The sequence below is a fragment of the Staphylococcus sp. GDY8P85P genome, assembly GCF_017892405.1.
In the GTDB taxonomy this organism is placed as follows: Bacteria; Bacillota; Bacilli; order Staphylococcales; family Staphylococcaceae; genus Staphylococcus; species Staphylococcus borealis.
This window is the reverse complement of sequence record NZ_JAESLA010000013.1, coordinates 19,412-42,049: the sequence shown is the minus strand read 5'-3', so window position 1 is coordinate 42,049 and position 22,638 is coordinate 19,412. Positions and strand designations below refer to the sequence as shown.

At 33.2% G+C, this 22,638-nt stretch carries 23 protein-coding genes; 14 read left to right on the top strand and 9 right to left on the bottom strand.

What is annotated here, in order from left to right:
- Positions 1-140 precede the first annotated feature (140 nt).
- Positions 141-1,097 (bottom strand): YdcF family protein, encoded by a 957-nt coding sequence (locus KA828_RS02825; protein WP_210125354.1) that lies wholly within the window; start codon positions 1,095-1,097, stop codon positions 141-143.
- 165 nt (positions 1,098-1,262) lie between these two features.
- Between KA828_RS02825 and KA828_RS02820 the strand changes: the two genes are divergently transcribed.
- The 3 genes from KA828_RS02820 (at position 1,263) to KA828_RS02810 (ending at position 4,741) form a co-directional block, all read left to right on the top strand.
- Positions 1,263-1,721, top strand: coding sequence for a MarR family transcriptional regulator TcaR (locus KA828_RS02820; RefSeq protein ID WP_210125353.1), 459 nt, complete (start codon positions 1,263-1,265; stop codon positions 1,719-1,721).
- A 111-nt stretch (positions 1,722-1,832) separates the two neighbouring features.
- Positions 1,833-3,209 (top strand): membrane-associated protein TcaA, encoded by a 1,377-nt coding sequence (locus tag KA828_RS02815; RefSeq protein WP_210125352.1) that lies wholly within the window; start codon positions 1,833-1,835, stop codon positions 3,207-3,209.
- 323 nt (positions 3,210-3,532) lie between these two features.
- On the top strand, positions 3,533-4,741 hold the full coding sequence (locus KA828_RS02810) for a putative multidrug effflux MFS transporter TcaB (RefSeq protein ID WP_210125351.1): 1,209 nt from the start codon (positions 3,533-3,535) through the stop codon (positions 4,739-4,741).
- A 78-nt stretch (positions 4,742-4,819) separates the two neighbouring features.
- Here the strand turns inward: KA828_RS02810 and KA828_RS02805 are convergent, their stop codons facing one another.
- Entirely contained in the window at positions 4,820-5,371 is a 552-nt protein-coding gene (locus KA828_RS02805) for a TetR/AcrR family transcriptional regulator (protein ID WP_210125350.1), read from the bottom strand.
- A 128-nt stretch (positions 5,372-5,499) separates the two neighbouring features.
- On the opposite strand from KA828_RS02805, the gene KA828_RS02800 reads away from it, so the two are divergent.
- Positions 5,500-6,147 carry an HlyD family secretion protein gene (locus KA828_RS02800; protein ID WP_053028639.1) on the top strand — a complete coding sequence of 216 codons (648 nt, stop codon included), beginning with the start codon at positions 5,500-5,502 and terminating at the stop codon, positions 6,145-6,147.
- A 12-nt stretch (positions 6,148-6,159) separates the two neighbouring features.
- Positions 6,160-8,214 carry a DHA2 family efflux MFS transporter permease subunit gene (locus KA828_RS02795; protein ID WP_210125349.1) on the top strand — a complete coding sequence of 685 codons (2,055 nt, stop codon included), beginning with the start codon at positions 6,160-6,162 and terminating at the stop codon, positions 8,212-8,214.
- A 127-nt stretch (positions 8,215-8,341) separates the two neighbouring features.
- Here KA828_RS02795 and KA828_RS02790 read toward each other — a convergent pair whose 3' ends face one another.
- On the bottom strand, positions 8,342-9,019 hold the full coding sequence (locus KA828_RS02790) for a hypothetical protein (protein ID WP_210125348.1): 678 nt from the start codon (positions 9,017-9,019) through the stop codon (positions 8,342-8,344).
- A gap of 194 nt (positions 9,020-9,213) precedes the next feature.
- Between KA828_RS02790 and KA828_RS02785 the strand changes: the two genes are divergently transcribed.
- Positions 9,214-10,113, top strand: coding sequence for an alpha/beta hydrolase fold domain-containing protein (locus KA828_RS02785; protein ID WP_210125347.1), 900 nt, complete (start codon positions 9,214-9,216; stop codon positions 10,111-10,113).
- A gap of 277 nt (positions 10,114-10,390) precedes the next feature.
- Here the strand turns inward: KA828_RS02785 and KA828_RS02780 are convergent, their stop codons facing one another.
- Both KA828_RS02780 and KA828_RS02775 read right to left on the bottom strand, forming a co-directional pair.
- Entirely contained in the window at positions 10,391-10,789 is a 399-nt protein-coding gene (locus tag KA828_RS02780; protein WP_210125346.1) for a hypothetical protein, read from the bottom strand.
- Positions 10,790-10,792: 3 nt separating this feature from the next.
- The gene (locus tag KA828_RS02775) at positions 10,793-11,269 is read right to left on the bottom strand and encodes a thioesterase family protein (RefSeq protein WP_210125345.1); all 477 of its coding nucleotides are present in this window, start codon (positions 11,267-11,269) and stop codon (positions 10,793-10,795) included.
- A gap of 120 nt (positions 11,270-11,389) precedes the next feature.
- Between KA828_RS02775 and corA the strand changes: the two genes are divergently transcribed.
- Positions 11,390-12,337: a magnesium/cobalt transporter CorA gene (gene corA, locus KA828_RS02770; protein ID WP_053028633.1), complete on the top strand. Its 948-nt coding sequence runs from the start codon at positions 11,390-11,392 to the stop codon at positions 12,335-12,337.
- Between the two features lie 44 nt (positions 12,338-12,381).
- Positions 12,382-13,431, top strand: coding sequence for a type 2 isopentenyl-diphosphate Delta-isomerase (fni, locus tag KA828_RS02765; RefSeq protein ID WP_210125344.1), 1,050 nt, complete (start codon positions 12,382-12,384; stop codon positions 13,429-13,431).
- Positions 13,432-13,514: 83 nt separating this feature from the next.
- Here the strand turns inward: fni and gltS are convergent, their stop codons facing one another.
- Positions 13,515-14,726: a sodium/glutamate symporter gene (gltS, locus tag KA828_RS02760; RefSeq protein ID WP_075108062.1), complete on the bottom strand. Its 1,212-nt coding sequence runs from the start codon at positions 14,724-14,726 to the stop codon at positions 13,515-13,517.
- Positions 14,727-15,011: 285 nt separating this feature from the next.
- Complete coding sequence (locus KA828_RS02755; RefSeq protein WP_053028630.1) at positions 15,012-15,620, bottom strand: DNA-3-methyladenine glycosylase; 609 nt, start codon at positions 15,618-15,620, stop codon at positions 15,012-15,014.
- Between the two features lie 213 nt (positions 15,621-15,833).
- Here KA828_RS02755 and KA828_RS02750 point away from each other — a divergent pair, with 213 nt between their 5' ends.
- The 4 genes from KA828_RS02750 (at position 15,834) to KA828_RS02735 (ending at position 18,341) form a co-directional block, all read left to right on the top strand.
- Complete coding sequence (locus tag KA828_RS02750; protein ID WP_075108061.1) at positions 15,834-16,031, top strand: helix-turn-helix transcriptional regulator; 198 nt, start codon at positions 15,834-15,836, stop codon at positions 16,029-16,031.
- Positions 16,018-16,773 carry a hypothetical protein gene (locus tag KA828_RS02745; protein WP_210125343.1) on the top strand — a complete coding sequence of 252 codons (756 nt, stop codon included), beginning with the start codon at positions 16,018-16,020 and terminating at the stop codon, positions 16,771-16,773. Before KA828_RS02750 ends, KA828_RS02745 begins: the two co-directional genes overlap by 14 nt.
- Positions 16,774-16,973: 200 nt before the next feature.
- The gene (locus KA828_RS02740; protein ID WP_070854607.1) at positions 16,974-17,300 is read left to right on the top strand and encodes a YnfA family protein; all 327 of its coding nucleotides are present in this window, start codon (positions 16,974-16,976) and stop codon (positions 17,298-17,300) included.
- 30 nt (positions 17,301-17,330) lie between these two features.
- On the top strand, positions 17,331-18,341 hold the full coding sequence (locus tag KA828_RS02735; protein WP_075108059.1) for an aldose epimerase family protein: 1,011 nt from the start codon (positions 17,331-17,333) through the stop codon (positions 18,339-18,341).
- 77 nt (positions 18,342-18,418) lie between these two features.
- On the opposite strand, the gene KA828_RS02730 is transcribed toward KA828_RS02735, so the two are convergent.
- Positions 18,419-19,081, bottom strand: coding sequence for an MOSC domain-containing protein (locus KA828_RS02730; protein ID WP_193839035.1), 663 nt, complete (start codon positions 19,079-19,081; stop codon positions 18,419-18,421).
- 161 nt (positions 19,082-19,242) lie between these two features.
- On the opposite strand from KA828_RS02730, the gene KA828_RS02725 reads away from it, so the two are divergent.
- Positions 19,243-19,944, top strand: a complete 702-nt coding sequence (locus KA828_RS02725) for a ribose 5-phosphate isomerase A (protein ID WP_075108057.1) — start codon at positions 19,243-19,245, stop codon at positions 19,942-19,944.
- A 202-nt stretch (positions 19,945-20,146) separates the two neighbouring features.
- On the opposite strand, the gene sdpC is transcribed toward KA828_RS02725, so the two are convergent.
- A complete protein-coding gene (gene sdpC / locus KA828_RS02720) occupies positions 20,147-21,238 on the bottom strand; it encodes a peptidoglycan release complex CPBP-like subunit SdpC (RefSeq protein ID WP_210125342.1) in 1,092 nt (363 codons plus the stop codon).
- Positions 21,239-21,493: 255 nt separating this feature from the next.
- Here sdpC and hutG point away from each other — a divergent pair, with 255 nt between their 5' ends.
- Positions 21,494-22,429, top strand: coding sequence for a formimidoylglutamase (gene hutG / locus KA828_RS02715; protein ID WP_070854612.1), 936 nt, complete (start codon positions 21,494-21,496; stop codon positions 22,427-22,429).
- Positions 22,430-22,638: the final 209 nt, after the last annotated feature.

Genomic DNA, 22,638 nt, shown 5'->3' with positions numbered 1-22,638 from the left:
ATAAAGTAAATCGTATAATAATAGTTAGACAAGAAGCGAGCACGACAAACATATGTCATTAAACGATGATACAAGCATAATCAATTGGGAGTTGGATGATGAATTCGTATAGAATTCTATCCAACTCCCATCTTTATGTTTTAAAATAAGATATAAATTGATGCAAAAAATAAAATTGCAAAGTAAATGGTTAAGAGTAGTTTATATTGATACATAAGTGCTAAGAAATCTCTAATCAACGCAATATTAAAGAAATGATAGGGTGTATGACTTCCAATACCATCGACTTTCATTTGATTTATTTGTGCAAATCTCATGCCGCGTAAAATATGAAATTGGCTTGTGACACAAAGTATACTAGGACGATGTTTATATAGATTGCCTATGATTCTTTTAGAATAATTAAAGTTTTCAAAGGTATTGGTTGATTGTTCCTCTACGATAATATTAGACTCAGGAACCCCGTGATCAATTAAATAATGTTTCATCGCCAATGCTTCAGATATTGGTTCATCAGGCCCTTGGCCACCGCTCACAAGCACGTTGCATGTCCCTTTTTGTTGATGATAAACGCTTAGTGCACGATTTAATCTATCAGCTAACATCGGTGTAACGTTCTTTGTGAATATACCAGCACCCAATACCATAATTAACGCGTATTGATTTTGCGTGGTTATACGACCTAAAGCTGAAGACCAAGCCATATAGAGTAAGAATGCATAACATGTGCTTATAGCAATCATCGTAAGCCATAGGAAGATGCCATTGATGATAGGAATGGGCATCGTGCTAAGGTATGCAAGAATCGCCGTGAATAGTACACCTAATATGAGATGTTTTATCATTTTATTTAAAAATGTTTTTCCTTTTTTAAGTGTAAAAAGATGATAATGTTTCAGTAGTAAACCAAGCGTAGTAATAATCATAAGTAGTATGAGTGTAGTAGGTATTGTCATTGTTAATACATTTATGACGGTAATCATCATGCACAATATGACAGTTATTATAAATGTTGTTAAATTTAAAAGTTGTTTTACATTGAATAATACACCTACTACAATACATAACACAATGAGAGCTAAAATAATTGCGAACATAGGAAGTACCTCGAATTTCTTTATATATATATAAATGTAATCGAACCACTTACCATTTAGCAACTATTAACCACGGAATGAGGTTTTCAAGAGAATTGTTTATTGATATGATTTAACAGAGTATGTATAAACGTAATGGATGACTAATTAACAAGGAGTAAAGCAATGAGCAGAATTTCTAGAAACCACATCGAATTTATGAAACAATTCATCGATGATACCAATACTTTAACCGCCAAGCTATTAAAAGATCAACAAAGTAAGTATGGCATTTCAATGGAACAATCCAATGTACTCAGATTACTAAGCCATCATCATGCATTATCAATTACAGAAATAACTGAGAAGCAAGGTGTTAATAAAGCAGCGGTGAGTAGACGTATCAAGAAATTCATTGATAGTGGCTTCGTAGCATTACAAAAATCTAATAACAATATCGATCAACGCCTGAAATATGTTGTTTTAACAGACAAAGGTCGTCAATATACTGAAGAAAATAATGAGATTGTTAGTGACATTGTCAGTGATATGGTGGCAGACTTATCAAGTAAAGATATTGAGAAAGCGTTAAGTGTATTATATATAATAGATGAAAGAGTAAAAAAATTTAATTCAAAAGTTTAAATTAGTATGAAGCTTTAGACCGATTATTATATAATAGATATCATATTCTTAACTTGAACGTACAATATCAATCGTTAAATTTAATATAGTAGTGGGGAAGTTGGTGACTAAATGAGTACATGTCCGAAATGTGGACAGAAAATTGACAATAATAACTTGAACAAGTGTCCTAATTGTGGGAAGAAATATAAAAAATCAGACAGCAAAGACAAGCAAATCCATACCTCTCAAACCAACACATCAAATATTAAAATTAAAAAATTTATTCCTTGGGCAATCGTTGCATTTATTATTATATTGCTCATCATTGTATTTTTATTGGTAAGGAATTATAACACGCCTGACGCGCAAACTAAAATTTTAGTTAATGCTATTGATAATAATGATTCACAAAAGGTCGCAACGTTATTAAGTTCTAAAAATTCTCATATCGATTCGGATGAAGCGAGCGTCTATATTGACTACATTAGAAGTGAAGTCGGTATGAAAAAATTTGCACATGATATTAGATCAACTGTTGAAACATTAAATAAAAGTGATTCCAAAGAGGCAATTAATTTAAAAACACGTGCGGGTAATAATTACTTACGTGTGAGTAAAAACGGAACTCGATTACTCATATTTGATAATATGAGTTACACCGCACCAACAAAACAAGCAATTGTTAAACCTAAGCTTGATACGAAATATGAGTTCAAAGATGGCGGTAAAAAGAAAACTGTTATTGCTGATGCCAATAAAACAACGTCACTTGGTAGATATATTCCAGGCATATATTCTATTGATGCTAAAAAGGAAACAGAGTATGGCACATTTAGCGGTCAGCTTAAATTTGATTTTAGATATGGTAAAGGAAACACAGTTGAAGTAAATGAAAATTTCAATGAAGCACTATTAACCGTAAAATTAAAAGGAAAAAGTGACTTAGACAAAAACTCACTAAAAGTTGAAATTAATGATAAACAAATGAAATACAGTCGTTCTAGAGAGTATGGACCGTATCCTCAAACGAAAGATGTGACCGTATCTGCCTTAGGAAAGGCTAAAGGAAAAACATTCCGTACAGAGACTAAAACAATTAAAGCAAGAGACTTAGGTAATATTAATAGTGCAGTATTAGAGTTTGATGATGAAGAGATTAGTGATTATATTGAAGAAAAAGAAGCTGAAGAAAATAGCTTAAAAACAAAATTGAGTCATTTTTTTAACAATTATTCTTTAACACTAAATAGCGCTATTTCTCAAGGTAACTTTAATTTAGTAAGCACATTTTTAAAAGATAAATCCAGCATCTATAAAATGATAGAAAATAATTTAAATCATTCAGCTGCTTTCATAAATCCACAAATTATTAGTGCCAGTCAACAAGGTAACACGATTAACACTAAAGTGCAGCATCTGAATAGTAATGGTCAATATGAAATTACGGATTATGAATTAACTGAGGATCATCATACCGGGAATCTTCAACTCGTTGATTCAAAATAAATTGAACAATACCAAGTGTTTAGGATAAGAAATAGTTTAATATGATTGCTTATAACAATAAAGCCTCGCTTATCAATCATGTAATGATGCTATTTTGTAAATTCGTAGTCACTGACGAAACTGAGAAAATGCTTCAATCAAGCTTTTCTCAGTTTTAATCATACTTGCATGCGGGGATTACTAAAAAGAATGTCATTAAGAAATACTATAAGCAACGCAAGCTGGGGTGGGACAACGAATTGAATAAATCATTCCGTCCTTCGCCCGCTCGTTCTTTTTTTAATACATAGAAAATATGAAACCTACAAAGGTGGGATACGTTAATGGATATAGAGCAAAACCAAAGAAAACATTCACCCTTATTTATTATTATATTAGGTGCTTTAACGGCCATAGGTGCCTTATCGATAGATATGTTTTTACCAGGACTACCTGAATTAAAGAATGATTTTAATACGACGACAGCTAATGCACAACTTACACTATCTTTATTTATGATAGGTTTAGGATTAGGTAACTTATTTGTAGGTCCTATATCTGATAGTATGGGACGTAAAAAACCATTAGTAATTTCTATGGTTGTATTCGCTTTAGCAAGTTTAGGTATAGTATTCGTTGAGAATATTTGGGTTATGATATTTCTAAGATTTGTTCAAGGATTTACAGGTGGTGCTGGCGCGGTTATATCAAGAGCCGTTGCGAGTGACATGTATCGTGGGAACGAACTGACGAAGTTTTTAGCGTTACTCATGCTTGTTAATGGTGTCGCACCTGTAGTAGCACCGGCTTTAGGAGGATTAATCTTAAGTTTTGCTGTTTGGCGAATGGTATTTGTCATTTTAACGATATTTGGTGTGTTAATGGTACTAGGCTCAGTATTTAAAGTTCCTGAATCTTTATCAGTAGCCCAACGTGATAGTAGTGGAGTTAAAGTCATTTTTAGTAATTTTAAAAGTTTACTTACGACACCTCGATTTGTGTTACCAATGTTAATACAAGGTGTTACATTTATTATGTTATTTAGTTATATATCAGCGTCGCCATTTTTAGTTCAAAAAATATACGGTGTTTCACCATTACATTTCAGTTGGATGTTTGCTGGCATAGGCATTACACTCATCATTGCAAGTCAAATTGCAGGTAAACTGGTAGACTATTTTCATCCACAAGCATTGTTACGTGCATTTACAGTTGTTCAAATTTTAGGCGTCGTTATCGTGTCACTAACATTGTTGAATCACTGGCATTTTGCATTATTAGTTATAGGGTTTATTGTATTAGTTGCCCCAGTAACTGGTGTAGCAACTTTAGGATTTTCAATTGCAATGGAAGAGTGTACGACTGGAAGCGGAAGTGCATCAAGTTTATTAGGATTATTGCAATCGTTATTAGGCGGACTTGTCACACCGCTTGTTAATTTAAAAGGTGAATATAATAGCATGCCGTACATTATTATAATTAGTCTCACAGCCATGTTACTTATTATTTTACAATTATTAAATGTTAAAGTGTTCAAACATGATAAAGCATAAACATAGTAGCCAATCAATGAAAGGTTCATTCATTGATTGGCTACTTTGTTTGATATTGACTTTTAAACTTCCATACGACTATCTTTGAACTTTTAACGTGTTAGCGAGTAACGCACTTGTGACCTCATCAGGACTTTCTTGACACCCTAATCGTAACCAATTTAATATTACACCGATTTGCCCACTCATTGTGTACGTAATAAAGAAGGGTACATTTTGAATGGTTGTATGATTTTCTCCTAAAATGTTTGTGTAATATTGTTTCGTAATCTCAATATATTCCATTACTAATGCTTTGTTTGGATGAGAAATAAAAATGGCATGGTAAAATGCTTTCTTTCTATAAATATATTTTAAAATAATATGAAAGAATTTATAAACTTTCTCAGGATTCTTTTTAATGTTATCGAAGTTAAAAGAAAATGCGTTTAGTAGATGTTCATATTTATTTAAATGATAATTTTGAATTTTAGATAGCAAATCATATTTATCTTGAAAGTGATCATAGAATGTTGAGCGATTGACATTACTATTTGCACAAATCATCTTGATGGATATATCTTCAATGGGATGAATTTCTAATAAATCGATTAAGCTTTTGATTATTTTATATTTAGCATTTTGTTTCATCGTGTCACCTAATTTATCTATAACTTCACATAGCCGACAATTTAACGATAATTGTTGGTGTTATTTTTATGTATATGTCTTTATAATATTAAAAGTGATTTTGAAAAGCAAATAGGAGGAAATGTTCAATGAAAAAAATGGTGTTAATTAATATCATCACTATCGTTGTTCTAGTTGTAGTCGGTATCGTAGGTTTCTACTTATATCATAATGCTACAAGTTATGTAACAACTGATAATGCCAAAGTTGATGGAGATCAAATTCAAATCTCTAGTCCAACTTCAGGTCAAATTAAATCTCTTGATGCAAAACAAGGGGACAAACTTAAAAAAGGTGACAAAGTAGCAGAAGTGAGTGGTCAAAGCCAAAGTGGTGAGTCACAAACTATGGATATCAAAATGCCACAAAACGGTACAATCGTTAAAACAAGTGGTATGGAAGGTTCAGTTGCACAAGCAGGTTCACCAATTGCTTATGCTTACAATTTAGATGATTTATATATTACAGCAAATATTGACGAAAAAGATGTTAGCAGTGTAGAAAAAGGCGACAAAGTTGATGTAACTATTGACGGTCAAGATTCTGATATTGACGGTAAAGTTGAAGAAGTAGGCCAAGCGACTGCAGCTAGCTTCTCATTAATGCCATCATCTAACACTGACGGTAACTACACTAAAGTATCACAAGTAGTACCAGTTAAAATTTCTTTAGATTCTGCACCATCTAAAAATGTTGTTCCTGGAATGAATGCTGAAGTTAAAATTCATAAAAACTAAGGGGGTCATAGAATGACAACGACCTTCATTGTTGGATATATTGTTTTAGCGGTCATTTTAGTTGGTTTAGTTAACGTTCTTGTGTTGAAATCACGCAAGAAACGTAAGAACCAAACTAAGGGACAACACGTAAATGAAGAATCTAAAAGTCAAAGTAATCCATCTAAATTTAAAATCAGTGACTTAGACCGAGATCAAGCGTCAGAACGTACGCAAGATGCTCACCATGATGATCATCAATTTCGTCACTTAAACACAGAAAATCGACACATTGAAAATGATAAACGCAAAGATCATTTCGAGAATGAACAAGATCAACAAGATCATGCCTCAGAGCAAATACATCCTGAGCAAAAGCAAGCATCACATTCCTTACATTATTCTGATGATGCTACTGAGGATGATAAACAAGATGATGATGTAAATAATCAACATCTACCAAAAGATTCAATTTATGAACCAATTAATCCCGCTTCTCAAGAAGGACGCGTTAACGAACGCATCAAAAAACAAAAAGAAGATTTTGTGTTTGGAAAAGGGATTACAAGAAATAAAATTTTAGCTGCAATGTTGTTTGGTATGTTTATTGCCATCTTAAACCAAACATTACTTAACGTTGCATTGCCTAAAATCAATACAGAATTCAATATTTCGGCATCAACTGGACAATGGTTGATGACAGGTTTCATGTTAGTTAATGGTATTTTAATCCCGATTAGTGCATTCTTATTTAATAAATATTCGTATCGTAAGTTATTTATTATTGCACTTTTATTATTCACGATTGGGTCTTTAGTCTGTGCACTTTCGAATAACTTCCCAATGATGATGGGGGGACGTGTACTTCAAGCCATTGGTGCTGGTGTATTAATGCCATTAGGTTCTAACGTCATCGTTACAATCTTCCCACCAGAAAAACGTGGGGTTGCAATGGGAACAATGGGTATAGCAATGATATTGGCTCCAGCAATTGGACCTACGTTATCAGGTTATATCGTACAAAACTATCATTGGAATGTTATGTTCTATGGTATGTTCTTCCTAGGTATTGCAGCAATGATTTTTGGTTACTTCTGGTTCAGACTGTACCAAAAAACAACAAATCCAAGAGCCGATTATCAAGGTATTGTTTATAGTACGATTGGATTTGGTGCATTATTATATGGTTTCAGTGAAGCCGGAAATAAAGGCTGGGGTTCAACTGAAATTGTAATTATGTTTATTATTGGTGCAATATTTATTGTTGCATTCGTTATTCGTGAATTAACAATGAGAGCACCAATGTTAAACCTTGAAGTGTTGAAATCATCAACATTTACACTTACAACTATTATTAATATGGTTGTAATGATGAGTTTATTCGGTGGTATGATTTTATTACCAATTTACTTGCAAAACTTACGTGGCTTCTCAGCACTAGATTCAGGATTATTATTACTTCCTGGTTCGTTAGTAATGGGTATCTTAGGCCCAATTACTGGTAAGCTACTTGATACAATCGGTTTAAAACCATTAGCATTATTCGGTATAGCAGTAATGACTTATGGAACATGGGAACTTACTAAATTAAATATGGATACACCATATCTTCATATTATGAGTATTTATGTTATTCGATCATTTGGTATGGCATTCGTTATGATGCCACTTATGACAGCAGCGATTAACGCACTGCCACCAAGACTAATCTCTCACGGTAACGCATTCCTTAATACAATGAGACAATTAGCAGGTTCAATTGGTACGGCGATTCTTGTTACTGTTATGACAACGCAAACAACAAATCATGTTGGTGCGTTTGCAGATGAATTAGATAAAACAAACCCTGTGATTCAAGATCATGTACGTCAAATGGCGGCACAATATGGCGGTCAATCTGAAGCATTACAAGCTATCTTGAAATATGTTAATCAGCTTGCATATATCGAAGGCATTAACGATGCATTCTGGATTGCGACTGGATTAGCTTTCTTAGCATTTGTTTTAAGTTTATTCTTAAAAGGCAAAAAAGGCGCTGATGCGGAACATGAAAGAATGATGCATGCGGAAAGTAATAAATTTAAATAAAATGATGTTGGGGGACATTATTTTTAAAGTATCGGTACACTTTGATAAGTGTGATCGATACTTTTTTTATTACAACAATAAAAGCCATTGTGACTTGAGTTTAACGTCTACAATGGCATAAGTGAGATTATTTAATAGTGTATTGATTTGTTTTACGATTTCTAAAAAAGAAACTAATTATTAATAAGGCTAAACTACATACTAATAGAATGAGCGCGTTATGAATGGCGTCAGCTTCATTAATAATTTGGTTAGCTGAAACATTCAAAGAAAAGCTTTGTAATTTATCTGCAATACGTTGACCAATCACTTGTATGGCGTAACCAAAATAAATGGACATTATGAGCATAATAGAAATAATAATAAAATTAAAAAGCTTTAGTAAAGTTCGATTAAAGATTATCGTTAAAGCAGAGATGATCAAACTTATAATTGCTAAAATAAAAAATACATTAAATACTAATACAAGGCGATTGGCTATGTCTTCTAAATTAGTTAATTGACTTAAATTAATGTTGAGTGCGCCTATTTGTGTAACCGTATTTTGAAAATCTTTGATTTGAGCATAACTGATAGGTTGGTTGGCAAAGGCTAAATTGAAGATAGGTTGGTTGGCAAAGGCTAAATTGAAGATAGGTTGTTTATACATACTATAACCAGTGATAGCTACTAATACGAAAATAATCATTTGAATCATCAAACTCACCCAAGATCTTCTTTTTCGATTGTAACGATGAGAACGAGGATAATATTGATTATGAATAGGTGGTCTATCATCATATTGGATTGTTTTTCTTTCTGACACTTTTCTAACTCCTTTACTATAATTCATTGTTTTCTAAGTTTGACTAATTTATACTGAATTTAATATGCAAATAACAATATTATATTAAATAATTAATCGAGAATTTTTAGAACGTAATTTCAATTATATCGTTTTTTGAGCTTAATGTAATAACGTTTAAGTAATTTATTATTAATTAAGGAAGGTAGAATTTTATGAGATCACACATGGTTAATCGAATCATCAATCGATACTTACTGCACAACCGCTCAATATTGTTTGATAATGATTCGGATTTTGATAAGTTTATGGATAAGAGAAAAGACATTAATCAAGCTAAACATAAACAACCTTCAAGTTTAAATGTTAAGTCTAATTTAGATAAGTTGTCACTCGATGAGATGCAAGTATTTAGATTCAACTTCCGCCATGAAACAAAAAAGAAAATACTTTATATTCATGGTGGCTATAATACACTACAACCCTCTCCATTTCATTGGAGATTTATGGATAAACTGACACTAAGTACATTGTATGAAGTCGTACTGCCTATTTATCCTAAAACGCCAGAACACCATATGGATGACACATTTAATGCGATAGATGCTGTGTATCAGTCTTTATTAGAAGAAGTAGATCCAAAACACATTGTCATTATGGGCGATGGTACAGGAGGCGCTTTAGCTTTAAGTTACGTTCAACAACTTATAGCTAAAAAGCAACCACTACCTAATAAAGTATATCTACTGTCACCAATGTTAGATGTGACGCTAACTAACCCAGAAATTACTGAGGACTTAATGAATAAAGATCGATTCGTAAATAGAGATGGTTTACATCGCATATTCAATGTATGGACGCAAGGGGAAGCTTTGGCTAATCCATTAATTTCACCTATTTATGGACAACTTCAAGATTTACCACCAGTTGTGATATTTGGTGGTGGCAGAGAAATTTACTATCCAGATATGAAACGTTTTGTCTATAATATGGAGGACAATGGCCAATCTGTTCAATTCTTTGAATATCCTAAAATGTTCCATGATTTCCCATTATTTCCTATACATGAATCTCACAAAGTAATTAAACAAATCGCTAAAACGATTGACGTATAATGGGTATTAAATTAAATAACGTTTAGCGTTTGAAATCCTCAACATCATATGGGCAACGTAGCAAATGCGTCGTAATCGACTGAATTAATAAAACAAGCAAATTCAGTATGCGTTTGCACTGGTATGCTTTGCATGCGGGGCTCCAACAAAGAGCGTTTCACCAAGCAATTTTACAAACAAAGCAGAATGGGAGTGGACGACGAATTTAAAAAGAATGTTGTCCTATGCGCTCCTCTATTTCTATATCATAAATTATTCGTATCTATTTACATTAATACTATTTAAGCAAGTGCTGTACTTGAGACATGATTTGTTTTTGGCCTAAGTGATGATAATGGTTATCTATCACTTGGGCTAAATCTGTTTGTGATGCCAGTTGTTGTTCCGATAATGCATTTAAATTTAAAGAAGCATCAGTGAATTCATTGATATAACGATGCACAACATGTTGTAAGTGTTGATCATCATTTTCCGCTTCAGTGATATTTCGTAGAGCTTCAATTGCTTGCTTTTGTCCTTGATGATAACTTATATTAAATGCTCTTTTCAGTAATTCTTGACTTGGACCGTTCATAAATAATTGTTTTGTCGTATTGAGTGCGATTAAATCTACTTTTAAATCATCGTTTAAATCATATAATAATTCTAATAGTTGATTGCGGAATGTTCGTCCCATGTTTTAGTTCTCCTTTTTAGGTATGCCAATTTGATGACCCAATTGTTTAGGCCAATCGATCGTACCTTGCTGTTGATAATAACGCGCAATATTTTGATGATAGTCGGTTGGAAACGGTGCTGACTTGCGTTTGTTAGCATCAATCCCCATCATCATGACTTCGTTCGTTGCAGCTAACTCATCCTTATTGTTATAAAGCATTAAAAAGAAATGCACACGTTTATAGTCATAGTCATAAATATAAACTTCGATTCGATAAGTGGAATCAAGGGACAACTCTACAAGATACGTCGTATGTTCTTCTAATGTAAACATCGTGTAATGAAGGATTTCGCGTTTTTCTAAAGAAAGTCCATGTGTGTAATTAAATTCGTTTACAGCTGCACTAAATGCTTTATTATATTCTGAATCATGCATATGATTGTTATGATCAATTTGAGATGCATGTACAACATTGTTAATAACTAATGGATTGCTCATCTTATCAGACCTCACTCATATATGGATGCTTCTATTTTACTAAATAAAATTAACACATACACATGATTTAATTCATGGTAGAATGAAAGACGTATGGTCATGCAGGAGGTAAATGTAACAATGACAATGACGATTCGATATCAAACTAAAAATCAATCACTTACACAAGTTGACAGTGTTGACGATATTCCTGAAGCAGCAACAATTGTTTGGTTCGATTTTGAAAATGCAACACAAGCAGAGAATGATTACTTAGTCAGTCAATTTGAATTTAACTATCTAGAGTTAGAGGATGCCATTACTGGTGTACCACGTGTAAAATATAAATCCTATGAATCATATCAATATTTAGTCTTTCATAGCATGTATAGAGATGATTTTTCTCCAATCTCTTTGAATGTATTTCTAAATGAGAAAGTACTGGTTACGTATCATCATAAACATTTCGAATCATTAAATGAAGTGGCAAAGATGAACGCACATCATCATGATCCTGACTTAGATTGTGCAGATATAGTGATACATATATTAGATATGATGGTAGATAAATATTTTGAGTTCGTGTATACAATTGAAGATAAAACGTATAACTTTGAAGACGCGCATGTAGATGACACTCAAAGTAAAAAGATTATGGATAATGTCTTTCAAATTAAATCCGATTTAATCAAGATTAAGAGGGTATTGTTCCCTATGCAAGAATTGGTAAATACCATTAAAACAGAAGGTAATTTAATTGTAGATAGTAAGCATTCAATGTATATTCAACATATCGACGACCATCTTATTAAACAGAATAATATCATCAGAACATCACAAGAGATGGCTAATGAAATAAGAGAAAACTTCGAATCTTATTCATCATTTAGAATGAACAGTATTATGCAAGTACTTACGTTAGTGTCAGTTATTTTCTCTCCTTTAACATTTATTGCAGGTGTATATGGCATGAATTTCGAGTACATGCCAGAGCTTAAATGGCACTATAGTTATCCTATTTGTATGGTGGTCATGTTAATTATAGCTATCGCATTGATTATCTTTTTCAAAAGAAAAAAATGGTTCTAATATAATTTGAAATTTTATTATTTAAAGTAAAGGTAGGTACAAAGATGAGTGATTTTCAAAGAGAACAGAGGAAAAATGAACATGTCGAAATAGCAATGGCTCAAAGTGATGCACCGCAATCAGACTTTGATCGAGTGCGATTTGTACATCATTCCATCCCTAGTATTAATGTAAATGATGTGGACTTAACAAGTCACACGACGGATTTTGATATGACGTATCCAATTTATATTAATGCGATGACAGGTGGTAGTGAGTGGACGAAACAAATTAATGAGAAACTTGCAATCGTGGCTCGAGAAACTGGGTTAGCGATGGCAGTAGGGTCAACACATGCTGCGTTAAGAAATCCTAAAATGGCTGAATCGTTTAGTATTGCACGTCAAACTAACCCAGAAGGTACTATTTTTAGTAATGTTGGTGCAGATGTTCCTGTAGATAAAGCAGTTGAAGCGGTGAAATTATTAGATGCACAAGCGCTACAAATACATGTTAATGCACCGCAAGAACTCGTTATGCCTGAAGGAAACCGAGAATTTTCAACATGGTTAGATAATGTAGCATCTATCGTTCAACGTGTAGATGTGCCGGTCATTATTAAAGAAGTTGGCTTCGGCATGAGTAAAGAATTATACAAAGACTTAATTGATGTAGGTGTGACTTATGTTGATGTAAGTGGTAAAGGTGGAACGAACTTTGTCACAATCGAAAATGAACGTCGCACAAACAAAGATATGGACTATCTTGCAAATTGGGGACAGTCAACCGTTGAGTCTTTACTAGAAAGTTCGGCTTATCAAGATTCACTCAATTTCTTTGCTAGTGGTGGTGTGCGAACACCATTAGATGTCGTTAAGAGCTTGGCTTTAGGTGCGAAAGCAGTAGGGATGTCTCGACCATTTTTAAACCAAGTTGAAAATGGCGGCATTACAACAACGATTGAATATGTTGAATCATTTATTGCACATACGAAATCAATAATGACGATGTTAAATGCAAGAGATATTAGTGAATTAAAACAAAGTAAGTTAGTATTCGACCAGAAGTTAATGTCATGGATAGACCAACGTGGTTTAGACATTCATCGAGGATAATCTAAAATAATTAATATTAGATAAAAAAGCAAGTTGAGCGTACAAATGCTCAACTTGCTTTTTAAATAGTGCAAACATCAATTTTAATTTCCAAAAATATTCATAAAGCCCATGACGATTGGTACACCAGCTAGGTCAATTAAGAAGGCGCCAACGATTGGCACGACTAAATAAGATTTAGGTGAGCTTCCATATTTCTTAGTGATCACATCTAGGTTCGCCATTGCATTTGGTGTGGCACCTAAACCATGACCAATAAAACCACCGGCCATGACTGCAGCATCATAGTCCTTACCAAGCACTCTAAATAAAATAAAGAATGCAAATAATGAAATAAATACAACTTGGACTAAGACGATGGCGATAAGTGGTAATGCGAGAGAATATACTTGCGTAAGTTGAATACTCATCAATGCTAATGATAAGAATAATCCTAATGCCACATCACCAATTTGGTCATTGAGTTTTAAATCAATGAGTTGTAGGTTCGCATATTCGGATATGTTACGAATTGCTACGGCTACAAACATAGAACCGACATACATAGGTAAACTTTGACCAGTTAAATTTGAAAACTGATCGCCTATCCATGTTCCTACAGACATACATACTGCAATAATGGTTAATTGAATAAAGAATACTTGCGTTGGTTCGTATTTGCCGTGCAGGACTTCATTTGATTCAACTTTACTATAATCTTTAAACGTATCGTCACTATTTTCTGGTTTTAAATTATAGCGTTTAATGAGTGCTTTTACTAAAGGTCCACCTACTAATCCGCCAAATACTAAACCTAAAGTTGCTGCAGCAAGTGCTGCTGTAACAGCTGAATCGATATTAAAACTTTCTTCTAATGTTTTACCATAAGCGGCAGCATTACCATGCCCACCTTCCATTGACATTGAACCTGCAGTTAAACCTAATAATGGTTTAATATGTAATACTTTAGCTAATGAGATACCAATGAAGTTTTGGCATATTGCTAGAAAAGCACAGCATACAAAATACAATATTAATACCTTTCCACCAATTTTAAATAATTTGAATGATGCACCTAAGCCAATGGTAGTAAAGAACACCATCATGAAGAAATCTTGAATAAAGCTAGCATCTAATTTAATTTGAATAATATTGAATGTATCTAAGATCGCAACTAGAATTGCAAATAATAAGCCTCCTATTACGGGAGGTGGTATACAAATTCTTTGTAAAAATGAAACGTGTTTGACGATAAATTCACCTAATAAAAATAACAGACAGGCGAGACATAATGTTGTGACTGCATCTAATTCCATTTTTATAGCCCCCTTAAGAAACGATTTAAAAAATAAATAGCACTTGATGTAAGCGCTATAAATCCCCATATATAACATTATACATATAAAAAATATAGATTTCTAGGATAGTAATTATGATTTTTGTATAATAAGAACTTTTAATAAGTTTATAAAAGTATAAAAAATTAATCCTAATATTAATTTTTAAAGTGATTACAATTAATATTATTTTGTAAAAAAATGCTCTAGAATATGACGTGCAAGTCACATTTCTAGAGCAAAAATAACGCGTATTAGCTTTATTTATTTCCAAGTTTCATCGGGGTTGGAACAGTCTGATTTACGCATATGAGAAACGAAAGGGTTGCCTTTGACGGTGTATCGTAACGGTTTAGTTGTCCAATCGCCTTTATTGGGTATGCCAATTCGAGCACTTTCCACAATGTCTCTTGGGTATTTACGATGTTTCGTATCTATAGATAAACGACAATCATTCAATGTGGCACCATCAATTGCCCTAGGGATATTAAAGGCCTTTGTCCATTTACCCGGACCATTCGTTAAGTCATATCCTGATTTATTACGATTCTGCTTCATCGCTTCAATGCCGTCTAAAGGTTCAATAGCACGAATCAATACACCTTCAGGGACACCTTCATTTCGTGTTACGAAGTTTATCAATAAGTGCGTATGCATCACATGTCCATAAATGGTACCACCTTTTTTGTAGAGTGACGTTACTTTCGGTGTTTGTCTCCCGCCAAACCCGTGAGCAGCACGATCTGAAAATCCTAAATAAGCCTCAGTTTCGACTATATAGCCACTATACATTTGAAATTCGTCCTGATAGATAACTTTGACACCGAGTAACGCTTTAGCAGTTTCTATCGTCGGTTTTGATACAAAATCCACAAATTCACCTTCTTTCTTGTAATAATAAATGCATGTATATCATAAAGCTAAAGTTTTGACTGGTATAACACAATGACAATATATTATGATAGCAATTATAATTGAAGTGAACGAATAATGAAATGACTTAATATATATGTCATATATAATTGACTATCAGCCTGTTAAATCGTTATGATGATGAATATGGGATGTTGAAAGAAGTGTGGAAAAATGAATAAAGTGAAAGTATATCGAGGTGTAAAGAAAATCTCTCAACTAGAGCTTGCACGTTCGGTTGGTGTATCACGTCAAACCATCAATATGATAGAGAATGACAAATATAATCCGTCATTAAAATTATGTATTAATATCGCTAAAACACTAGAAGTGACTTTAAATGATTTATTCTGGGAGGATGAGGAAGATTAAAGATAATAACGCTTTGAAAGAACAAATCATAACATTGAAAGCAAAACTTGGCATCTTAAGTTTAAATTTCTTATGCGCCACTACCGCCTTCGCAATGTTTAATGATTTGCAACGTGAGTATCTTTCACCATTTTTTATTGGTAGTGTATTTCTTTTAATTGTTATCGTGTGTAAATTAACGATTCATTCAGAAACCATAGATGACATTCATATTTATGTTCATGATTTTAGTGACAAATCAAAACTCAATCATTACGCCAAATTAAAAAGAATTATTTATCTCATCGTATGGATAATATATATCATTGTTGTCGCTAATATTTTAACGCCGAACCTTAATCATACGAGTCATTATGAGTGGGTATTTCAACCAAGTTGGCTAATCATTGGTGTCGGTGTCATAGTTGCATTATATATGTTTGATGATAAACGTATTAAATATACAGATATGAACACACCAAACTTAGAGAATCGTGGCGCTACACCAAGAGGCATATTGAATTTAATCCCCAATTATAGATATGCTGATGAACAACAAAAATTTGTCATATTAAATGTCTATGCGACAATTTTTAATTGGATAATGATTGGATTAAGCATTGTGAGTGTAATCGATGTCATTATTGAATTCGCCATGCATCGATTCCCTTTAGTCGCTATCATAGCACTCATATATAGTGTCATTCTATTGCTTATTGTCAAAGTTAAGACGAAGCACTTATGTAAGTTGCATGATGAATAAAATAGTCATTAAACGCTATCTATTAAATTCCTAATAGATAGCGTTTTCATTTTTTAATTTATATAAAATCTATGGAATATTAATAAAAAAAGTGTAACAATATGTATGTGGAAAAGTCAGTGCTTAAAATTTAAATAGATAAAGGTATGATTGGATTGATACAATGAGGCTAACTTTAGTAATCGTTGGAGGTCATTTCTATGCTTTATTCAATCTTTATCTTTTTATTAGCAGGTCTCTGTGAAATTGGTGGTGGCTATCTAATTTGGTTGTGGTTAAGGGAAGGACAATCAAGTTGGTTGGGATTTATAGGTGGCGTTATATTAATGATGTATGGTGTCATTGCAACATTCCAGTCGTTTCCAACTTTCGGTCGTGTTTATGCTGCTTATGGTGGCGTGTTTATTGTAATGAGCTTAATATGGGCATACATTGTCGATAAACAAGCACCTGATAAGTATGATCTAATTGGGGCATGCATCTGTGTGATTGGTGTATGCGTTATGATATTACCGAACAGAACCTGATTAAGCGTGTTTAAGAGGGAGACGTAAGTAATGATAGTTGAAGTAGAAAAGCAAAGACATGGTATTGACTTAATCAAAATTGATAACGATGAAACGAATATTGTATTCACCAACTTTGGTGCGCGCGTCGTTTCGTGGAAATACCATGATAACAACATCGTTTTAGGCAATAAAGTTGAAGCGGATGAATTTTATCCATCTAATCCTTTTCATTTTGGTGCCACAATTGGTCGCTATGCAGGTCGTATTGGTAATGCCAGTTTTAATTTAAATGGTGAAACATATCAACTTGAAGCTAATAATCACCTGCATCACCTTCATGGTGGCAGTAATGGTTTAGATCAAAGACTTTTTAATTACGACATCCAAGATAACATTACAAATATAAAAATTACCTTTACTGTTCAACTTAAGTCTATGGAAGATGGGTACCCAGGAGATATGTTTATTAAAGTGATTCATACATATGATGTAGAACACCGATGGACAGTAGAATATGAAGCACAATCGAATCAAGATACACTATTTAATCCAACGAATCACGTCTATTTCAATTTAAATAGAGATAACAATGTTATAGATAATCACAAGATTAAGAGTGAACAATTAAATATGTATCCAGTTGACAGTCATAATTTAATTACAAGCACAAGTCCAATTGATTTAGTAAATATATTTAAATCAAATTGCATTTCGTTTAGTGATATTTTTAACTCAGATAATGCCCAATTGAAAGAACAGGTTGGTGCAAGAAATGGGTTGGATCATCCATTCGATGTTGGAAATAAGCAATTTTTCATTGAGAATGATGAGTTCTTATTAGATGTTACTACAACAATGCCGAATGTCGTCATCTTTACGTTTAATGATACGACAAGTTGGGATAGTGATTTTAATATTTATAAAGCGCACTCAGGTGTATCTCTAGAAACGCAATTTTTACCTAATGATATTAATGTGTATGGTAATAAAGCACAATCTATTTTAAAAGCGAATGACACATTTTACGCTAAGACAATGTATCACGTAGCCGAAAAATAATATAAAAATAGTAAGGGACAGAGGAAGAAATAAATTTTGTGAAAATCGTATTTCTACTTCTGTCCCTTACTAGTCATTTATGAAGTTGTTTTAAGTGCATGATGATATAGCTTTTGTAATTTAGCTATACGAGTTTCACTTAAATATGGATTTTGTAACGCATAGCGCAATCGATTGACGTTTTTGCGGTCGTTATAATAAATTTCATTCAGTTCTTGTACAGAGAGTCGTGTTGTTTCATCTGCTAAATGGATTAATTTTAAATCATCATCTTGGTCTACATAGCCTTCTTGTATGACTCGAAAGTAAAAGCCAGTTTTGCCACTCGAAGTCATTCGTTTAACCAAATCTGTAATGCCATACTTAGTTTGAATCTTCCAACACGGTTCTCTAATTTCAGACACCTCAATCACTGCTTCACCTAATTGATATTGATTTCCAAAATAGACATCTGCTTCATCTAAGTCTTCTACAGTTAAATTTTCACCAAACATTGCATAATCTGGAACTGTGTCCAACGCATGTTTGTACATGTTATAATGCGATTTGCTAAAGCAACATACTGCTTTATGAGGCCCACCATGGTCTTTGTACGCTTGTTCATCTTCTGCAAAGCCAGTTTTGGATAACCACATTTTTCCTGAAATAGGTGCCTTGTTTAAAGCTGATCGCATTTCTCTTTTTTGACCGTAATCTAATTGTTCAATTTTGCCTACTGAAATTGCATAGACTGAAATCATTGCCTTCTCCCCCCAGATAAAGTTAATAAGCAAAATTTTACTATACTCACAATTAAAAGATAAGAAAAATGATAAAAGAATTTCTCATATTGAACTAGGTATTTGTTTCAACGTCATGTAAAATAATAGTTGAGTATAATTGAAAAGGGGTCACAGTTAAGATGAAAGATGCTAAAGAACTTAAATTCATGACAGTAGATGATGCTGTAGCTCAAATTAAAGACAATATGATACTAGGAATTGGTACGGGGAGCACAATAGAATTGCTTATCCCAAAGATTGCTGAAAGAATTCATAATGAACAATTAAATATTACAGGTGTGTGTACCTCTAATAAAAGTGCATTAATTGCGAAGAAGTTAGATATTCATATTGTTGATATCAATGATGTTGATCACGTTGACCTGGCTATAGATGGCGCTGACGAAGTTGATCCTAACCTTAATTTAATTAAAGGTGGTGGCGGTGCCTTATTTCGTGAAAAAGTAATTGATGAAATGGCGCATCGATTTGTTGTTTTAGCGGATGAAAGCAAACTCGTTAATTATTTAGGTGAAGGTTTTAAACTACCAGTCGAAGTAGATAAATTTAATTGGTTACATATTGCTAAAAAAATTGAAATGTATGAAGATGTCGTGACAGAGCGTCGTATGAGTGATGATGTACCATTTATTACTGATAATGGGAATTATATTTTAGACTGTCAATTAAATAAACAGATTGATCCATTTACATTTCATGATTATTTAATTCATTTAACTGGCGTCTTGGAAACAGGATATTTTTTAAATATTACTGATCAAGTGATTGTTGGTACACAAGATGGGGTTAAAATTATAAATAAAACGAGTTTAAACGAATAATAAGGGAGTGGGACAGAATTCTTTTAAAATTCGTCGTCCCACCCCCGCAAGGATGACTAGAACTGAAAAAAGCTTGATTTAAGTGCATTTTCAGTTCAGTCAGCTACTGCGAATTTGCAAAATAGCACCATCATATTAATTATGTCCTAGGCTTTTTTAATATCTTGTGAGTCTTTATAAGAAATCACAAGGCGTATAAGCTTTACTTATCCGTTTTATGATTCGCTGTGTCATTTACATGGTCGATTTCATCTTTGGCATCATCAACAACAGATGAACGTCTTTCTTCTTTATAAGCCGTATTCTCTTTAAGTTCTACATCTGAACTACTTGAAGATGTCTCAGACTGTGATGCGTGACTTACACTGTCATCGTTGTTAGGATGAACGGTCTTGTTGTCTTCTTTGTCAGCACTTGTGTCATCAGCTACATCTTCACTATCTGAGTCTGTAATGTCGTCATCATTCACATGATCTAAATAATTGTTAGGTTCGACTTCATCTAGTGAACGATTTGTTGTTTTATATACAATAAATCTGATGATTAAACTTAAAATGATAAAGATAATACCCACTAATGTTGTACTCAAAGCAATGACTTTCATTGAGAACAAGTCACCAGTTTCTTCACTAAATAAGAACACTTGCGCAAATGTCATTGCGGCATGGAATACAACTGCAATATAAATTGTACGTCCTTTTGTTGCACGAATTAATTCACCAATAATCATTGAGAACATGAATGTATATAAGAAGTGATATCCTGCATATTCCATTCCGTAAGTTGTATTTGCTGCCCAAATAGAATAAATTAAACCAACAATGATTGAAGCAAAAAATGTATTCACTTTATTTTCAACAATATTTTGTAAATATGAACGGAATCCAAATTCCGCAAAAAGTGCCATTAAAAGATGACCGATAATGATTGTTGGCACTGATACAGATAAATCAGTTGCTTGTAATAAAATGAAACTATCGGCAAAAGTATTAAAACTAAACATGCCAATCATGAAAATCACTAGCGGTAAAATTAGTGCTAGTAATATACGTTCAATAACTCTGATATCAACTGAAAATTTTAATCCAGCTAATTGAGCACGTTTATCTTTAAATGCAATAATACAAACAACTGCTGCGATAAACGGTGCAAGGTCAGTAAGATCAAATACAAAACGCTTGATACCTACTGTTGCTTGGAAATCTCGTAGGATTAATGATAGCGCCATCGTAACTACGAAGAATACGAATATTGTTAACGCCCATTGAAATCCTGATATACGATTCGTCTTCATTTATGTAACCTCCATTAGGGTAACCGTAAAAACTCTTTCTTTAATATTATACATATTACAAGGGTATAAATAAATTGTCCATTTTAAATATCATTAAAATGTAATAGTCTTGAATTATTTTTATATGATTGAAAACAATTTTTAATGTCTTAAATTAATTTGAAAAGGGTAAGCAAAAGTATAACGTAACATTAACGATGCATTACATTGTGGTGTAAGATAATGGTATAGAGTAAATCAATAGGGGGCAATGAAATGTATACACAAGGTAATCCGCAACTTTGGACAGGTCGTTTAGATAGCGACACAGATCCCAAACAGTTTAGACATTTTCAAACAGTACAATTTGCTAATTTAGAAAAAATGGAAAATGTAGGAGAGAAGACAGGCGTTGGTTTCTTAGGATATGCGGTTGATAAAGGTGTAGAGAACAATAAGGGGAGAGTCGGAGCAAGAAAAGGACCAGACGCTATTAAACGTGAGTTTGCGAAACTTCCGGATTTAAGTGAGTGTGATATGCTTGTTGACTATGGCAATGTCTCACATACGAATGACTGTCTAAGAGAGACGCAACAAGAGATGGCACAGTTATCCGCTAAAGTTATTCAACAACATCAGCAAGCCTTTCTCATTGGTGGTGGACATGATATTGCCTATGCCCAATATTTAGCGACAAGAGATGTCTATCCAGATGCTTCAATTGGCATTATAAATATTGATGCGCATTTCGATACACGACCTGATGAACCACCTACATCTGGCACGATGTTTCGAGAAATACTAGATAATGATGATAAGGCTGATTATTTAGTACTAGGATTAGCTCAAGGTGGCAATACGCGCGCATTGTATGATTATGCGAAAGACAACGATGTTATCTATGTGTATGCGGATGAACTCTTACATCAAGTATCACCAACCATTAAAGATAAAGTAGAACGATTTATTCACGATCACGATACGATTATGTTTACGATATGTATGGATGTGATTGATAGTGCGTTTGCGCCGGGCGTTAGTGCACCAAGTGTGTTGGGATTATATCCGCATTCAGTATTTGAAATTAGTAAACGAATCATATTAAGTGAGAAGGTATCTTCCATTAGTATTGCAGAGACCAATCCTGACTATGATGTAGATGATCGTACATCTAAATTAGCAGCAAATTTAATTCATCATTTCTTAGTATAAGTATCAATAATTAACGTGAATGATAAGATTATACCGTTATCGATGACGTATCAATTGCTTATAAATCATGTATTCATATATGTGAGAGCGGAACGTGAGGCTGGGACAACGAATTTAAAAAGAATTCTGTCCCACTCCTGTTGCGCTCTTTTTTAAATTTGAATTGATAGAAAAGTTTGACAATTATGTTACGATATAAACTAATAGGG

Bases quoted from the DNA above. Each gene is read 5' to 3' on its own strand.
- KA828_RS02825 (WP_210125354.1), bottom strand. From the start codon at position 1,097: ATGTTCGCAATTATTTTAGCTCTCATTGTGTTATGTATTGTAGTAGGT.
- KA828_RS02820 (WP_210125353.1), top strand. From the start codon at position 1,263: ATGAGCAGAATTTCTAGAAACCACATCGAATTTATGAAACAATTCATC.
- KA828_RS02815 (WP_210125352.1), top strand. From the start codon at position 1,833: ATGAGTACATGTCCGAAATGTGGACAGAAAATTGACAATAATAACTTG.
- KA828_RS02810 (WP_210125351.1), top strand. From the start codon at position 3,533: ATGGATATAGAGCAAAACCAAAGAAAACATTCACCCTTATTTATTATT.
- KA828_RS02805 (WP_210125350.1), bottom strand. From the start codon at position 5,371: ATGAAACAAAATGCTAAATATAAAATAATCAAAAGCTTAATCGATTTA.
- KA828_RS02800 (WP_053028639.1), top strand. From the start codon at position 5,500: ATGAAAAAAATGGTGTTAATTAATATCATCACTATCGTTGTTCTAGTT.
- KA828_RS02795 (WP_210125349.1), top strand. From the start codon at position 6,160: ATGACAACGACCTTCATTGTTGGATATATTGTTTTAGCGGTCATTTTA.
- KA828_RS02785 (WP_210125347.1), top strand. From the start codon at position 9,214: ATGAGATCACACATGGTTAATCGAATCATCAATCGATACTTACTGCAC.
- KA828_RS02780 (WP_210125346.1), bottom strand. From the start codon at position 10,789: ATGGGACGAACATTCCGCAATCAACTATTAGAATTATTATATGATTTA.
- KA828_RS02775 (WP_210125345.1), bottom strand. From the start codon at position 11,269: ATGAGCAATCCATTAGTTATTAACAATGTTGTACATGCATCTCAAATT.
- corA (WP_053028633.1), top strand. From the start codon at position 11,390: ATGACAATGACGATTCGATATCAAACTAAAAATCAATCACTTACACAA.
- fni (WP_210125344.1), top strand. From the start codon at position 12,382: ATGAGTGATTTTCAAAGAGAACAGAGGAAAAATGAACATGTCGAAATA.
- gltS (WP_075108062.1), bottom strand. From the start codon at position 14,726: ATGGAATTAGATGCAGTCACAACATTATGTCTCGCCTGTCTGTTATTT.
- KA828_RS02750 (WP_075108061.1), top strand. From the start codon at position 15,834: ATGAATAAAGTGAAAGTATATCGAGGTGTAAAGAAAATCTCTCAACTA.
- KA828_RS02745 (WP_210125343.1), top strand. From the start codon at position 16,018: ATGAGGAAGATTAAAGATAATAACGCTTTGAAAGAACAAATCATAACA.
- KA828_RS02740 (WP_070854607.1), top strand. From the start codon at position 16,974: ATGCTTTATTCAATCTTTATCTTTTTATTAGCAGGTCTCTGTGAAATT.
- KA828_RS02735 (WP_075108059.1), top strand. From the start codon at position 17,331: ATGATAGTTGAAGTAGAAAAGCAAAGACATGGTATTGACTTAATCAAA.
- KA828_RS02730 (WP_193839035.1), bottom strand. From the start codon at position 19,081: ATGATTTCAGTCTATGCAATTTCAGTAGGCAAAATTGAACAATTAGAT.
- KA828_RS02725 (WP_075108057.1), top strand. From the start codon at position 19,243: ATGAAAGATGCTAAAGAACTTAAATTCATGACAGTAGATGATGCTGTA.
- sdpC (WP_210125342.1), bottom strand. From the start codon at position 21,238: ATGAAGACGAATCGTATATCAGGATTTCAATGGGCGTTAACAATATTC.
- hutG (WP_070854612.1), top strand. From the start codon at position 21,494: ATGTATACACAAGGTAATCCGCAACTTTGGACAGGTCGTTTAGATAGC.